Source organism: Alteromonas sp. ABV4_150 (assembly GCF_056311745.1).
Map to the genome: position 1 here is coordinate 3,941,440 of NZ_CM149971.1, position 13,795 is coordinate 3,955,234.

The 13,795-nt window shown below is 45.2% G+C and carries 14 protein-coding genes and 1 tRNA gene; 7 read left to right on the top strand and 8 right to left on the bottom strand.

Features of this window, described 5'->3' with window-relative positions; translation table 11 throughout:
- Positions 1–142: 142 nt before the first annotated feature.
- Complete coding sequence (locus ACYX4M_RS17075; protein WP_476081010.1) at positions 143–1,048, top strand: LysR family transcriptional regulator; 906 nt, start codon at positions 143–145, stop codon at positions 1,046–1,048.
- Positions 1,049–1,228: 180 nt separating this feature from the next.
- On the opposite strand, the gene ACYX4M_RS17080 is transcribed toward ACYX4M_RS17075, so the two are convergent.
- The gene (locus tag ACYX4M_RS17080; RefSeq protein WP_476081011.1) at positions 1,229–2,695 is read right to left on the bottom strand and encodes a DUF3360 family protein; all 1,467 of its coding nucleotides are present in this window, start codon (positions 2,693–2,695) and stop codon (positions 1,229–1,231) included.
- A gap of 143 nt (positions 2,696–2,838) precedes the next feature.
- A tRNA-Ser gene (locus tag ACYX4M_RS17085) sits at positions 2,839–2,930 on the bottom strand.
- A 239-nt stretch (positions 2,931–3,169) separates the two neighbouring features.
- Here ACYX4M_RS17085 and ACYX4M_RS17090 point away from each other — a divergent pair.
- From ACYX4M_RS17090 to ACYX4M_RS17115, 6 genes are all read left to right on the top strand, one after another.
- Entirely contained in the window at positions 3,170–3,835 is a 666-nt protein-coding gene (locus tag ACYX4M_RS17090; RefSeq protein WP_014949619.1) for a Bax inhibitor-1/YccA family protein, read from the top strand.
- 55 nt (positions 3,836–3,890) lie between these two features.
- Positions 3,891–4,280, top strand: coding sequence for a sulfurtransferase complex subunit TusD (gene tusD, locus ACYX4M_RS17095; protein ID WP_476081012.1), 390 nt, complete (start codon positions 3,891–3,893; stop codon positions 4,278–4,280).
- A complete protein-coding gene (locus ACYX4M_RS17100; protein WP_061485928.1) occupies positions 4,280–4,648 on the top strand; it encodes a DsrE family protein in 369 nt (122 codons plus the stop codon). The genes tusD and ACYX4M_RS17100 overlap by 1 nt, the downstream gene beginning before the upstream one ends.
- The gene (locus ACYX4M_RS17105) at positions 4,648–4,968 is read left to right on the top strand and encodes a hypothetical protein (RefSeq protein ID WP_476081013.1); all 321 of its coding nucleotides are present in this window, start codon (positions 4,648–4,650) and stop codon (positions 4,966–4,968) included. Before ACYX4M_RS17100 ends, ACYX4M_RS17105 begins: the two co-directional genes overlap by 1 nt.
- On the top strand, positions 4,965–5,312 hold the full coding sequence (locus ACYX4M_RS17110; protein ID WP_476081014.1) for a TusE/DsrC/DsvC family sulfur relay protein: 348 nt from the start codon (positions 4,965–4,967) through the stop codon (positions 5,310–5,312). Before ACYX4M_RS17105 ends, ACYX4M_RS17110 begins: the two co-directional genes overlap by 4 nt.
- A 365-nt stretch (positions 5,313–5,677) precedes the next feature.
- The gene (locus ACYX4M_RS17115; RefSeq protein ID WP_476081015.1) at positions 5,678–6,115 is read left to right on the top strand and encodes a host attachment protein; all 438 of its coding nucleotides are present in this window, start codon (positions 5,678–5,680) and stop codon (positions 6,113–6,115) included.
- A 77-nt stretch (positions 6,116–6,192) separates the two neighbouring features.
- Here ACYX4M_RS17115 and ACYX4M_RS17120 read toward each other — a convergent pair whose 3' ends face one another.
- The 6 genes from ACYX4M_RS17120 to ACYX4M_RS17145 all read right to left on the bottom strand — a co-directional run bounded on the left by ACYX4M_RS17120 (position 6,193) and on the right by ACYX4M_RS17145 (position 13,685).
- Positions 6,193–6,906 carry an SOS response-associated peptidase family protein gene (locus tag ACYX4M_RS17120; RefSeq protein ID WP_476081016.1) on the bottom strand — a complete coding sequence of 238 codons (714 nt, stop codon included), beginning with the start codon at positions 6,904–6,906 and terminating at the stop codon, positions 6,193–6,195.
- A 98-nt stretch (positions 6,907–7,004) separates the two neighbouring features.
- A complete protein-coding gene (gene serS / locus ACYX4M_RS17125) occupies positions 7,005–8,303 on the bottom strand; it encodes a serine--tRNA ligase (protein WP_476081017.1) in 1,299 nt (432 codons plus the stop codon).
- Between the two features lie 10 nt (positions 8,304–8,313).
- On the bottom strand, positions 8,314–8,697 hold the full coding sequence (gene crcB / locus ACYX4M_RS17130) for a fluoride efflux transporter CrcB (RefSeq protein ID WP_014949631.1): 384 nt from the start codon (positions 8,695–8,697) through the stop codon (positions 8,314–8,316).
- Positions 8,698–8,769: 72 nt separating this feature from the next.
- The gene (locus tag ACYX4M_RS17135; RefSeq protein WP_476081018.1) at positions 8,770–10,077 is read right to left on the bottom strand and encodes a replication-associated recombination protein A; all 1,308 of its coding nucleotides are present in this window, start codon (positions 10,075–10,077) and stop codon (positions 8,770–8,772) included.
- On the bottom strand, positions 10,064–10,888 hold the full coding sequence (lolA, locus tag ACYX4M_RS17140; protein ID WP_476081019.1) for an outer membrane lipoprotein periplasmic chaperone LolA: 825 nt from the start codon (positions 10,886–10,888) through the stop codon (positions 10,064–10,066). The genes ACYX4M_RS17135 and lolA overlap by 14 nt, the downstream gene beginning before the upstream one ends.
- Before the next feature lie 16 nt (positions 10,889–10,904).
- On the bottom strand, positions 10,905–13,685 hold the full coding sequence (locus tag ACYX4M_RS17145) for a DNA translocase FtsK (RefSeq protein WP_476081020.1): 2,781 nt from the start codon (positions 13,683–13,685) through the stop codon (positions 10,905–10,907).
- Between the last annotated feature and the right edge of the window lie 110 nt (positions 13,686–13,795).

Genomic DNA, 13,795 nt, shown 5'->3' on the forward strand with positions numbered 1-13,795 from the left:
CATTAAAGCGCGCTGCTTACATTTTCTGAGTAGCGACTGCGTTAACCGTATATACATAGAATAGTTATCAACAGCCATTGAATAAAGACGCAAAATATTGAATGATTACCAACATGACATTGTCAATAAACTCGGATTAAGAATGGATAAATTATCGCTGTTGAAAACATTCAGCGTTGTTGCAAACGAGGGCAGTTTCACCAAAGCTGCCGAAAGGCTCGACACGTCAAACCAACTGGTGAGTAAATACATTGCAGAGCTAGAAAAACAACTTGATACACGCTTGTTTAACCGCACTACAAGAAAGATCCATTTAACCGAAGCGGGTCAACAGTGTTTACAACATGCAAATCATATTCTTGAAAGTGTAAGCGACATGGAAAGTCAGCTAGGATTGCTAAGTACACAAGCAAAGGGAGTTTTATACGTAAGTGCTCCTGTCACGTTTTCGACACTTCACTTAGCCGACGCTCTCAGCGTCTTTCAACAAGCACACCCAAACGTATTGATAAACTTGCAGCTTAATGATCGAAAAATCGATGTTATAGACGAAGGGTTTGATGTCGCAATACGTGCAGGTCACCTTGCCAACTCAACGCTGGTGGCTAAAAAGATTACAACTATTAAGCTTGCTTTGTGCGCTTCTCCTGTATATCTGAAAAAATACGGTACCCCATTACACCCCAAAGATTTAAGGCCTGAGCACTATCTTGAATATTCTTACGTGAACTACGATAACGATGAGTCGGCACTTTTTTCAGCGTTAAAATCGAATACTCAGAAGGTAACGCCTAAACTAACAGCGAACAACGGCGAGGTTCTTACCAATGTTGCGAAACAGGGGGAAGGATACGTACTTCAGCCTACTTTTATCGTTGGTGAAGCGCTTAAAAACGGTGAATTGGTAGCCATACTTAATGAATTCATACCGCAAGCAATTTCGTTGTACGCCGTTTACCCACACAGAAAGCTTATATCCAATAAGCTACGGGTTTTCATAGACTTCCTGTCAGACTACTTTGGCGATACCCCACATTGGGACGAGTAAGGCAGCAAGCGAAAAAACCGGTACGCGTAACCTTACAACCCCCCGTAAGGTTAAGTTATCTAGCCCGCGCGAGGGATCAAAACAAAAGAAGAGATAAGAGATACACCAAGCAAATAAGCCAAGCCACAAATTCAAGGGGCTACAACGGCGTGTAAAAAACCACGCCGTATATTTACAACACTACATTCTGAAGCTACCCATAATTGCCGGCACACCGGGAAACATACCGATTAACGCCATAACCGTGCACAATATTAAGAAAGTGATGCCAGGAATAACCCAGCGCCCTGCTTTGCCTAAGTCACCTGCCCTGTCTTTGCATCCAACTACACCCAAATTATCTAACAGCATGGTAAAAGACCATCCAAATACAGGATTAACCAGTACAGATGAAATAACGACCAATGCCGCAGATTGAGTTGTCTTACCTTCTCGTGTCATTTGCATACCCGCTTCCATTAACGGAAGAAACACGCCAACTATCAGAGCCACACATAGCACCGGTGGCCAAATGGCTAAGTCCATAGGATATCCCCATAGCGCAGCGACAATGCACAATAGGCCTGTAACTAATGCTCCTCCGGGAATAGGTCTACGCGCAATAGACGCAGGGATAATATAGGTTCCCCACGATGACGAGATATTGCCCCCGCCTAATAAGCTTCCTACCGCCTGACGGCTAGAAGCAGCGATCATAGTATCATCGATGTTCATGTGTGCTCTTGCACTCTTCTTCGGGTAGCTAAGCTTTTGGAAGACCTGGTGCCCTAAAAAGTCTGGCGACCACATAGATACCGCAAGCACAGCAAAAGGCAACACAGCAATGAAATGCGACCAGTCTGGTAACCCTAGCTTCCAGCCTGTGTCTTCTCCCCACCAGTACGCGGGGTTTAAATTAGGCACACCCGGCGAGGTAGTGAACTCGAACGGCGCGCCGAAAGCAAAAGCTATTACTGCTGCCATCACCGCACCGAGCGGAATGGCTAACCAGCGTTTTTTAATATGCTCTAGCCATGCGTACATAAGAATAGTGGCAATCAGCACTACAAATGCTAAATAGGCCATATCAAAACTCTCTGCCCACGCAAAGAGTTTCTTCACCTGACCTGTAATGCCTATAAAGCCCAAATATAATAATAGCCCGCCGCACACACCGTTACTGGTGAGTTTTGCCAGTATGCTACCGCCCTTTGTGATGCCTAATATGAAACCAAACAAACCGATGAGCAGGCCAAGCGCCATGGGATGACCGCCAGATGCAACAATAAGGGGTACCAAAGGCAGTAACGGGCCGTGTGTACCTGCTAAATTAGCCGACGGGTTCAGAAAACCGGAAATCAGAACAACGAACAAGACTGCTGCAATGAGTAATTCAAAGCGCACGTTTTCAATAACGAACTCAGGAGATAGCCCTAGCGGTGCTGCGAATGCACCTACTACGGCGGCAACCATAACGATTTTTCCTATGGTCGCCGCCATGCCTGGCACAAAGTCTTCCCACTCAACGCGGTAGTCTTTACCGGGCAGGTTTAACCGCCAGCGTTTAGGAGAAAGTATTTGTAATTCGTGATTTAAATAGTCGTCTCGTGATTCAAAGCTACTACTTGATTTGTGAAGATTTTGATAAGAAGAACTTTCTTGTGACACATAACACCTTTAGATTGCGCGAAGAAAAGCGCAAGCCTAAACATGTGAACGGAATGTAACAATGCGACTGTGGTCTTATACGAAAGTCTAACGTGGTAGACGGGCATAAAAAAACCCGCAACAATGTGCGGGTTTTCATGATATGGCGGAGAGTGAGGGATTCGAACCCCCGGTGGGTTTGACCCCACGTCTGATTTCAAGTCAGGTGCATTAAACCGGGCTCTGCCAACTCTCCTGAAGTGCTGCGTATCTTAATGATATTTTTATGACTGTAAAGCGAAAAATTAAAAAAGTTGTCTAAGTGCCGAGATTTCAATCAAATAGACTGTTTAGCACGTATAAGAGATGTTTTTATATTCACCTGACACCATTTTCATCTGAAACTACTTGAAAATGGGAACTAAAACCCATACAACATACACTAACTAATTGTGTACCATTTTGGTCATATCATAAGTCCTGTTGGAGGAAACAATGGATCAACGTTCGATGTATTCAAGTGCATCTCAACCATCGGTATTGCAGACGAACAAGGTTCTACGCAACACCTATATGCTGCTTGCGATGACACTGGCGTTTAGTGCGGTTTGTGCTGGTATAGCAATGGCAGTAGGCATTTCTCCTATGATGTCTCTTGTTATGACTATCGGCGCTTTTATTACGTTATTTGTAGTTCAGAAAAAAGCTGATTCAGCATCTGGTATCTACTGGGTGTTTGCATTCACAGGTTTAATGGGTGCATCACTAGGTTACACGCTTAACTTCTATTTAGGCGTAGCAGGTCCAGGCTTAATCATGGAAGCGCTAGGTGCAACAGCTCTTGTGTTCTTCGCGCTATCTGGTTACGCGCTTACTACTAAGAAAGACTTCTCGTTTATGGGCGGCTTTTTAGTTGTAGGTCTAGTTGTAGTGCTTGTTGCGGCAATTGCGAATATCTTTTTCGCAGTTCCAGCGGTTAGTTTAGCAATCAGTGCAGCGATTGTGTTTATTATGTCAGGTTTCATTTTGTTTGATACAAGTCGTATCATCCACGGTGGTGAAACAAACTACATTCGTGCAACAGTTTCGCTATACTTGAACATATACAACTTGTTCACGTCTATCCTTCACCTTCTAGGTGCATTTGGCGGCGACGATTAATACAGCGTTAAAGGTTTTAAGATAAACACCCCTTAACCGGGGTGTTTTTATTTGTATGGCAGAATATTCAGTACTTATCACATCATCACCGTTTCATGGAGATACAGCGTTACGTGCCCTCTCCTTTGCACAAGGTGTAATCGATAACGGTGATGTAATAAACAACGTTTTCTTTTATAGCGAAGGTGTACACCACACTAACAACTTAATGCTAAAGACGGGCGACGAACTCTACGCACTAGATAGCTGGAAGGCTCTGGCAACTGAACACAAAGTAAAGTTACTTGTATGCATTACCGCCGCCGTTAAGCGAGGTATTGTTAGTGAGTTAGAGGCGAAAGAAAATGGGTTGTCTCAGGCCAACTTAACCGCGCCTTTCGAGCAAGCTGGCTTGGGCGAATTCTTCACTGCGCTCCATGATTGCAACAGGTTGGTACAATTCTAATGGCGCAACTACTTATTAGGTTTACGCAAAGCCCTTTTTCCAATGCTAAAAGCCAAGACGGTTTAGATTTTGCGCTTGCTGCAACAAACTATGGGCACGATGTTAAGGTGCTTTTTGAAAGCCAAGGTGTACTGCAGCTTGTTAAGGCAGCGTCTACCAAAGGACTAAAAAATCACACCAAACGTTTAGCTAGCATGCCGTTTTTCGATATCGAAGAATGCTTTGTGTGTAAAGCAAGTGCAGATACCTACGACATTGAGCAGGTTCTTTCCAATAACAATTTAGTTGATGAGTTAGACTGTGAATGGGTAACCCCAAAAGAAAAGGTCACGCTTATCCAAAGCGTAGATCATGTGGTGACATTCTAATGCTTATTACTATTTCAACGCCAAACTTGAGCACTGAATACAAACAGCTTATTGAAGCCACTTATGAGCAATCGACTTCCACTTATGTTGTATTTGTTGGTGACGGCGTTTATGCCCCTGCATTGAGTGCAGCGTTTTTTGAGCAGCTGGCCAATACGGTAAAAAGCACGGCGAAAGACAAATCAACGCTTAACCTGTCGTTCTTGAGTATAGATGCGGCGACTAGGGGCGTAAATCTTCCCGAACATGTTACTCCAATTTCCCACAAAGAACTTGCTGCAATATCAGCAAAAAATCAGCACTGGATACCTCTTTCATGACACAAGAAACCTATAGCTTCAATTATAAAGGGCAAGCGATCCCTACAGACAAAGCCGGGTATTTACTCGACTATACCCTTTGGGAAGAAGGTATGGTTGAGTTGCTGGCGCAAGAAGAGAACATTGAGCTAACCGAGGCCCACTGGGAAGTAGTGCGTTTCGTACGCGCGTTCTATGAAGAGTACGAAACCAGCCCAGCAATTCGTGCTTTGGTTAAAGCTATGGCCAATAAGTTTGGGCCAGAAAAAGGTAGTAGCCGATACCTGCAGCGACTCTTTAAAAAAGGCCCAGCTAAGCAAGCCACCAAACTAGCTGGATTACCTAAACCTGCAAAGTGCTTGTAAAAGCGATTACGCATTGTATTTAAAGCGCTAGCGCCCCTCTGCTAGCCTTTTTCCCTTTCGCACATTCCTTGAGATTACTTGCTCGTCATATCGCAGTATCGATTGGTGTGTATCGACAAGGCTTAACCCCACCTACTAGCCTTCTACTAAAAGCACTCGTTAAGTTGCTGCTCGGGTTGAAGCTTAATTCGAGGTAGCTCTAAGAAGCGCCACCCTATTGTTATCTTTCTTGGCTTTGGTGTTGATATTGCAACACCTCTTTTACATTAGCGTTTTAACTGAGGTTTTAGGCACATTTTTCATACTTGTCTTTCACCGAACACCATAAACGTGAATGTTTTACATAAATGGACATAGGAGGCTGTATGACAGTTCAGAAACACTACGTAATTGTGGCCAACCACGACAACGCCACAGCTTACACCTATACCAACCACGGAAGTGCGCTTGTTGAAGTAAAGAAATGGCACAATGAGTTTAGTGGCGCGAGTGACCAAGACATTTATACAGATAAACCCGGCAGGCAATCGGCTCCCGCTTCGCAGGTACCGGGCGTTGATAGCATGAACCGAAAAGATGCCGCTGAACTCGAAGATGAACGATTTGCCAGTGACATTGCTGACTGGCTGGATGGCGAGCGTAAACGAGGTGCGATAGGCTCAATAGATATTATTAGCGGGCCAGGGTTTCTTGGTAAATTGAGAAACGGAATGTCATCTCAATGTTCAGATGCGGTCGATAAAGAAGTGAAAAAGAATGTTTTAGGTGCGGACGAGGAAACCTTGCTTTCTTACCTTAAATAAAGCGTTATTTAGCACAGAGGTTATCACAGGCGGCTGTTGTTATTGCCGCCTTTATTTTGTTCTCTTGCTAGTTTAAATCAATAGTTTTCGTCAGCCTTTAATATATTAATTTCCCCCATTGCCTGAGCGCTTTTAAACGTTTTTACTCGCGTAACTTCAAGGTCGGTATAAATGCGAGGGTTATTCAAAATATACACTACATCATCATTTAACGAGCCATGTTTGTCAGCGGTTAGCCATGCATTAATAGCGTGACTATCGTGAGGAAGAAAGCATGGAATAGATTTTTCATGATACTGACTAAAGCCATCTATGGGCGGACGTGTCACCACCGCACAGGAAAACAACCCATTACTAAACCGCCGGTATACCGCGCCAATAAGTAAGGCGCCGCTTGTGGGCTTCATTAAATAATGTGATTTTGCTTTTCCAACCGGGTTAGACTCACCTACTGCCGTTGCTACAACTATAGCCCGCCGTTCACGAATAAACTTTCCCCAATAAGGGCTATCTAAGTTTCGTGCGTTAAATGTTGTTCTGTTCCCAACCTCTAGCGTGTTGCCAACGGGCTTAGCATCAAACCACCATGTCGCATCTATTGTGCTATCACTAGATACGATTATATTGGTTATTTGCCGTTCAGCTGCTTTTCCAAATGCGGGATAAAAGTTAATGACATTGCTTGTGGAAGATTCGTTGACAAAAAGCGGAATGGTTTGTGTAAGCCCGACTTCTTCAAGTAGCGCAATAACGTCAGGTGAGTCAGTAATACGCTGTATAAATCCGCACATAAAGAATATCCATCAATAATATAAAAAAATCCGATACGAATACTCATATCGGATTTCATATTATTACTGGCGGAAATGATTCGCCACTTCAAAGTGGGTTAATTGCTTGCTTTAATAACTTCCTGGCCAGCCATATAAGGCACAAGCGCCTCAGGAATGGAAACGCTACCGTCTGCTTGTTGATTGTTCTCTAAAATAGCAACAAGCGTACGCCCTACCGCTAAACCAGAACCATTCAATGTGTGAAGAAGTTCAGTTTTATTCGTTTCTGGGTTACGGAATCTAGCCTGCATGCGTCGTGCTTGGAAGTCCAACATGTTTGAACATGAAGAAATTTCACGATAAGTATTTTGTGCAGGTAGCCAAACTTCTAAGTCATAGGTTTTACATGCACCAAAGCCCATGTCACCGGTACATAGCAGCACTTTACGATACGGCAATTCTAGCTTTTGAAGAATAACTTCAGCATGGCCTGTAAGTGCTTCTAGCGCGTCAAAGCTCTCTTCCGGCTTAACTAACTGTACAAGTTCTACCTTGTCGAACTGATGCTGACGAATAAGGCCGCGAGTATCACGACCGTAAGAACCAGCTTCTGAGCGGAAGCAAGGCGTATGTGCTGTCATTTTCACGGGCAGTGATTTCGCATCTAATATTTCATCGCGTGCAATATTAGTTAGCGGAACTTCCGCCGTTGGAATTAGGCTAAGCCCCTGTCCTTCTTCGGTGGCTGGCTTGGTGTGAAATAGATCCTCACCAAATTTAGGCAGCTGACCTGTGCCATAAAGGCTGTCAGCATTAACCAAGTAAGGCACATACATCTCTTGGTAGCCATGCTCTTGTGTATGGGTATCTAGCATGAACTGAGCAATTGCACGATTTAGGCGAGCAATATCGCCGCGCATCACTACAAAGCGGCTTCCCGTAAGCTTACTTGCGGTGGCGAAATCTAAGCCGTTGTTTAAGCCTTCAGCCACATCAACATGATCTTTAACTTCAAAATCAAACGTGCGTGGTTCGCCCCATCGAGAAATCTCAACATTGTCATCTTCGTCTTTACCCGCTGGTACAGACTCGTGTGGCAAATTAGGAATGCCTTGCGTAAGGGAGTTAATTTCTTCCAACAGTTCGCTAAGTTCCGCTTTAGCGGCGTCAAGCTCGTCACCAAGCTTACCCACTTCAGCCAATAGCGGTGCAATATCTTCGCCCTGCGCCTTAGCTTTACCAATGGATTTACTTCGTACGTTGCGCTCGTTTTGCAGATCCTGTGTTCTGGACTGAAGTGTTTTTCTTTTTTCTTCAAGCGAACTGAAAGCTGCTACATCGAGGTTAAAACCACGGGCAGCTAATCGCTTAGCTGTTTGTTCTATATCGCTTCGCAAACACTTTGGATCTAACATGTGTTTCTAATTATCCTTTCATCAATTGAATGGCTAGCCAACCTGCTATTAGGCAAGCGCCAACGTTAAGAAATACATTTGCTGCGGCTTTTAGCCACAACCCGTTTTCTAATAAAGTTAAGGTTTCAACGGAAAATGTTGAGAATGTAGTAAAGGCACCTAATAGCCCTACACCGATAAGCGCTCGGTAAGGAGAGTCGCTTAAATCATGACGTTCGATAAAACCGTACAGTAATGCGAGTGCAAACGACCCGACCACATTCACCGTTAGTGTACCAAACGGCATGTGTTTTCCAAATAAGGAATCAACACTTGTGGTAACAAAATAGCGTAAACAGGCGCCGGTCGCACCGCCAGCGGCAATAAAACAATACAAAGCTAACCCTTGAGGCACGAAAACTCCCTAGCGCATTTTTTATTAACTAATTCATATAATCTGAACTAGTTGAGTTACTTGTCTGCAACTTTACCTTTTATTGTTACTTCTCGCATTAAGTGAATCGAGAAATTCACGCTTGGCTTTCAAAGCTTTCTCTAAACCGCGTTCGTTAGGATTATACAAGCGAGTACCGGCAAGGCTATCTGGTAAGTATGTTTCGCCAGCTGCGAAGGCATTCGGCTCGTTGTGTGCATAGCGATAACCGTCTCCATGACCGAGCTCTTTCATTAGCGATGTAGGTGCATTGCGCAAATGCATAGGAACCGGTGCATCCGAGGTCTTTCGCGCTAACGCTTTTGCTTCATTAAACGCCATGTAAACCGCATTACTTTTTGCAGCTAAGGCACAGTAAACAGCGGCTTGTGCGATGGCACGCTCGCCCTCTGCAGGCCCTACGCGATGGAATGTATCCCATGCGTTTATACATAGCTGCATAGCCCTGGGGTCGGCGTTACCAATATCTTCAGACGCGATAGCCAGTAATCGCCTTCCTACGTAAAGTGCATCACCGCCGCCATCCAAAATTCTTGCATACCAGTAAAGTGCAGCGTCGGGATCTGAACCCCTTACAGATTTATGAAAAGCTGAAATCAGGTCGTAGAAGGTATCGCCTTTATTGTCGTAGCTTGCGACCTTCTCACCTACGGCATGCTCAACATCGCTAACGGTTATCTCGTTTTCTCCGGTGAAGTCTGCAGCTAGTTCCAAATACGTGAGAAGACGGCGTGCGTCGCCGCCACTTAAATCTATGAGCGCGTTTCTGGCAGTTTCTTCAATACCAAGGGCTTTGTCCCCCAGACCTTTTTCAGTATCGCTTAGCGCTCTATCAATCAATTCAGACAGTGCTTCGTGTTCGAGTGTCTTTAGCACATAAACACGTACACGCGATAAAAGCGCTTTGTTTAATTCAAACGACGGGTTCTCTGTTGTTGCGCCTATAAAGGTAACTACACCCGATTCAACAAATGGAAGAAACGCGTCCTGCTGGCTTTTGTTGAATCGGTGTACTTCGTCAACAAATAACAAGGTTCGCTGGTTATAACAGGCGTTTTCTTCAGCCGTGTCCATAGCGGCTCTGATGTCTTTAACCCCAGAGGTAACCGCAGAAATACGCAATACAGACGCGTTCGTGTATTGAGCAATGAGTTCAGCAAGGGTAGTTTTGCCTGTGCCGGGCGGCCCCCACAAGATCATAGAATGGCAGTGGCCCGCCTCTAGCATTTTACGAAGCGGCTTACCTTCGCCTAGTAAATGTTCCTGACCGCTATACTGTTCAATGGTAACTGGGCGCATGCGCGCCGCGAGCGGCGCAAATTCTTGATTAACGCTGGTCATCAACTATGAAGCTATCTGGAATATCAACTGAGAAGGTGTCGGCTGGCACTGGAAAGCGAGTTTCAATATTATTGAACACTAAGGTGCTGATTTGCTGTTGCGCATCGAGCATATTAAGCGAAGCGAGCTCATTATCTTGATTAAAGCTTAGTGTAAGCGTTGCGATTTGGCCCCCCTGTTCTTTAGGCGTGATTTGGTAGCTTTTTGTTGCGCTAACACCATTGATGCTGCCTGCCGCGCCGTTTTCAGGCGTTACAGCCGATGAACCGCTATTTAATTGACTGATAGAGAACTTTGACCACGTTGCTTCATCTGTCGATGTAAGCAAAACAATAGGGTTATCTTTAATCGCATTGTCTTGAGATAGGACTGTCACCTGCTCTACGAAGGTATCCACATTCCAAACCGCTTCGCCATCGGCAACCAATAGGGTTTCATCCGGAAACGTGGTTTCCCAGCGAAGCTTATTGGGGCGGGTCATGGTTAACGTCCCCTGAGCCTCGTGCACCACATTTTGCTGCGCATCGACTACTGTTTGCGCAAAGCTTGCACGAAACTGTTTCATATCGCTTAACAACGCCTGCAGCGACGTACTCGCAGAATCATTGATAAGCGATGAAGCTTTAGGCTGACTGGTGTTTACTGTGGCATTAGCCTGAATAGCGTCATGAGCACTGACAACCTCGTGAGCATTGTTGTTGCCAATAGTTGAACCTGTAGTATCTAATTCTACCGCAGCGTTAGCAGCAGTCATTGCTGTACCTGCCGTTACTAATGCACTCACAAAATAAACCGAAACTGCTTTATTCATTTATTCAATCCATTCGTTATTCTTTGTGGGGCGGCGGTGCAAGCACCTCACGGTTTCCGTTATGCCCCTGTGCACTTACGACACCACTCATTTCCATTTGTTCAACTAAGCGCGCTGCGCGGTTGTAACCAATTCTGAATTTACGCTGCACACTTGAGACACTGGCTCGACGGGTTTCGGTAACAAATGCAACGGCCTCATCGTAGAAGGCATCGAATTCTTGGTCTTCGCCCTCTGGCTGCTCGCCTGGCAATAAGACTTCCGCCGTTGCTTCGCCATTAAGGATCTCATCAATGTACTCTGGCTCACCGCGCTTCTGCCAGTCGGCCACTACCGCATGTACTTCGTGGTCGTCTACAAACGCGCCGTGAACACGAGTAGGTACTGGGCTTCCAGGTGGAAGATAAAGCATATCACCCATACCTAGCAGGGTTTCTGCGCCTTGTTGGTCTAGGATTGTTCTTGAGTCTATTTTACTAGAAACTTGGAATGCACAGCGGGTTGGAATGTTCGCTTTAATCAAACCGGTGATAACATCTACCGATGGACGCTGTGTAGCAAGAATAAGGTGAATACCTGCCGCACGCGCTTTTTGAGCAATACGCGCAATAAGCTCTTCTACTTTTTTGCCCACTATCATCATCATGTCGGCAAATTCATCGACCACTACCACGATAGCAGGAAGTTTGGCTAAGTCAGGCGCTTCAGCATCCATACTTTCTTCATTCTTCCAAAGCGGATCTTTAATTGGCGTGCCGTTAGCAATAGCTTCTTCAACTTTCGCGTTATAACCTTTTAAGTTACGTACGCCAAGGGCGCTCATTAGGCGGTAGCGACGTTCCATTTCACCTACACACCAGCGAAGTGCATTGGCGGCCTCTTTCATATCGGTCACGACCTCAGAAAGCAAGTGAGGTATGCCTTCATATACTGAAAGCTCAAGCATTTTCGGGTCAATCATGATCATGCGAACATCTTCTGGCGTGCTCTTATAAAGCAAACTAAGAATCATAACGTTCACACCTACAGATTTACCTGAACCTGTAGTACCCGCAACCAAAAGGTGAGGCATTTTGGCTAAATCAACCACTACTGGCTGACCAGAGATATCTGCACCCAGCACCATGGTTAAAGGCGATTTGTTAGACTGGAAGGTATCGCAGCTAATTACTTCACTCAAACGCACCATCTCACGTTTTTTGTTGGGAAGTTCTAACCCAATAACCGACTTACCTGGAATAACCTCTACTACACGAACCGAAATAGCTGACATTGCACGGGCTAAGTCTTTTGATAACCCTGTAATTTTGCTCACTTTAACGCCAGGCGCTAAATCAAGCTCAAAACGCGTAATTACTGGCCCTGGGTACACACCCACTACAGTGGCTTCAATATTGAAATCAGCCAGCTTTTCTTCAACAAGGCGAGAAATACCTTCAATCTCTTCCGGCGTCAGCGGATTTTCGTGTTTGTCAGCACGTTCAAGCAAATCGAACGACGGCATAGGTGGTAAATCAGGGTCAACCTCACCCGATTTCGCTTTAACCGGCTTAGCACCAAGTGCTGCAGGCGTGAATGCTTGATTGCTTTCTTGGCTCGCTGTTTGTGCCTGTGCTGCTGGCGCAGGTGTTTCGCTAACACTTACCGAAGGCGCGGGCTTACTTCCTGTTTCATAGGGTAAGTCTTCGTCAAACTCTTCTAGCTCATCAAAATTAATATGCGGGCTTTGCTGAACCTGAGGCTCACTTTGAATACTTTCACTTTCCGGCGACACTGGCTCATCTTGGTTAGATTTACCCAAGCCTGATTTATCTTTAAAGCTACCCGTTACCGCATTGCGCATACTTGATAATGAAAATGCTGACTTCTTCGTCTCAGGTTCACTTTCGCCCGCATTTGAAAGCGCTTCATCGCTTCGTAAGTTTTCACTATCTTGCGTCGACTTACCTTCAGCTTGCGCCTTATCGCTGCCATCATAAGTATAAAACGGTGGCTCATCATCAAGCTCATCAATACCGAAAGAGGGTTCATTGCGAGTCGGAGTAGCTCTCTGCGTAGGCGTTTGCGGTTGCTGTGGCTGTTCCTGGGCTTTTGCGGAAGAAGCTAAGGGTTCTGCTCGCATACTGGTAATATCCAGCTCGGCAGTGTCGGTGTTCTCTTGATTTGATGATTTATTGGCCAGCGCCAGGCGTGGCATTTCAAGTGCCAATAAACTCTGTGGTGCAGACAGGGTTTTACGCCCCAACCACAGCGTTCCTTCCCCTAGCCTATCGATAATAGTAAGCCAACTTATACCTGTTAAAAGCGTAAAGCCAGTACAGAAAAAGCAAAGTAACAGTAGGATAGTACCAGCGGTATTAAAGTACGGTATAAGCGCTGAACTAATCACATCACCTACAAAGCCGCCGGCTGAAAAGTTATAGATATCATCAAAATTGATACTGGCGATGCCAGTTGCGCCAAGGGCCATTAATAACCCACCGATAATTCGCAACCCAATGGTGAGATAGTCGAATTCGTCCAGCTCTTTGATGTGCTGGAAAAGGAACCATCCTAAAAATGCAGAGCCAAATGGGAGCAAATAAGCAAGAAAACCAAACGAAAATAGCAATAAGTCAGCAACCCATGCTCCAGTGGCGCCAACCCAATTGTGAATGTCTAATTGTAATCCAGCCTGACTCCAACCTGGATCACCTGGATGAAAAGATACTAGTGCCAGCAATAAGAAGAAGGCGAAAACACAGGCGATAATCATGCCTGCTTCCCACACTCGCTGAACCCCTGTTAATCGCGCCATAACCCTAAAGAACCTTCAATTTCTATCGCATGTAGTTTTATATCGACTAATGGTCTTAGCCTATACGTACTATCTTTGCGTTAAACGCTACAAAGAGCTTAGCGAACTCT

Coding starts and splice junctions, on each gene's coding strand:
- ACYX4M_RS17090 (WP_014949619.1), top strand. CDS start 3,170: ATGGATCAACGTTCGATGTATTCAAGTGCATCTCAACCATCGGTATTG.
- ACYX4M_RS17110 (WP_476081014.1), top strand. CDS start 4,965: ATGACACAAGAAACCTATAGCTTCAATTATAAAGGGCAAGCGATCCCT.
- ACYX4M_RS17115 (WP_476081015.1), top strand. CDS start 5,678: ATGACAGTTCAGAAACACTACGTAATTGTGGCCAACCACGACAACGCC.
- ACYX4M_RS17120 (WP_476081016.1), bottom strand. CDS start 6,906: ATGTGCGGATTTATACAGCGTATTACTGACTCACCTGACGTTATTGCG.
- ACYX4M_RS17105 (WP_476081013.1), top strand. CDS start 4,648: ATGCTTATTACTATTTCAACGCCAAACTTGAGCACTGAATACAAACAG.
- tusD (WP_476081012.1), top strand. CDS start 3,891: ATGGCAGAATATTCAGTACTTATCACATCATCACCGTTTCATGGAGAT.
- serS (WP_476081017.1), bottom strand. CDS start 8,303: ATGTTAGATCCAAAGTGTTTGCGAAGCGATATAGAACAAACAGCTAAG.
- lolA (WP_476081019.1), bottom strand. CDS start 10,888: ATGAATAAAGCAGTTTCGGTTTATTTTGTGAGTGCATTAGTAACGGCA.
- ACYX4M_RS17100 (WP_061485928.1), top strand. CDS start 4,280: ATGGCGCAACTACTTATTAGGTTTACGCAAAGCCCTTTTTCCAATGCT.
- ACYX4M_RS17145 (WP_476081020.1), bottom strand. CDS start 13,685: ATGGCGCGATTAACAGGGGTTCAGCGAGTGTGGGAAGCAGGCATGATT.
- ACYX4M_RS17135 (WP_476081018.1), bottom strand. CDS start 10,077: ATGACCAGCGTTAATCAAGAATTTGCGCCGCTCGCGGCGCGCATGCGC.
- ACYX4M_RS17075 (WP_476081010.1), top strand. CDS start 143: ATGGATAAATTATCGCTGTTGAAAACATTCAGCGTTGTTGCAAACGAG.